Source organism: Vibrio sp. 704 (genome assembly GCF_033339295.1).
The window spans coordinates 1-458 of sequence record NZ_JAWOUH010001035.1 but is presented as its reverse complement, the minus strand read 5'-3'; the positions used below and the strand labels follow the sequence as shown (position 1 = coordinate 458).

General features: G+C 40.8%; 1 pseudogene. It reads left to right on the top strand.

What is annotated here, in order from left to right:
* Positions 1-209 precede the first annotated feature (209 nt).
* Positions 210-458, top strand: a pseudogene (locus tag R7R24_RS30505) (hypothetical protein); the annotation flags it as partial.

Sequence of the window (458 nt, the reverse complement as noted above, 5' to 3'; positions counted from 1 at the left end):
ACTGGTTACCAACGAACCGGCACCCAAGCATGAAGATTTTCCTGTTTATACTATTGGCGACCAAGGTCTGATTTGGGAATTGTTTGACTGCATAAAATGGCTTAGCCGCGATAATAATGAATTAGCCAAAAGCTATTTAAAGAAACTCGCAGACAAACTATAGACTCGGTATTTCAAATCAAAAGAAGCGAGGTGCTTAAGAGGCCTCTATGACGTACAAAAAACGTCGGAAGTACAAGTGTCATCTTCATTCAGAAGAGCAGGTTGAAAGCGGTATTTATCTTGGTGTGCCTTTTGAAAGTCCCTATCTTAGCTTAAGTGAACAAGGCTTATTGACGATTAAGAAAGGTTATTCGTGGGATGGTGTAAGTGGTCCTGCAACTGATACCAGAAATCTCATTCTGGCGTCTTTAGTGCATGACGAACTTTATCAACTTATGAGAGAAGAATTGCCGCCT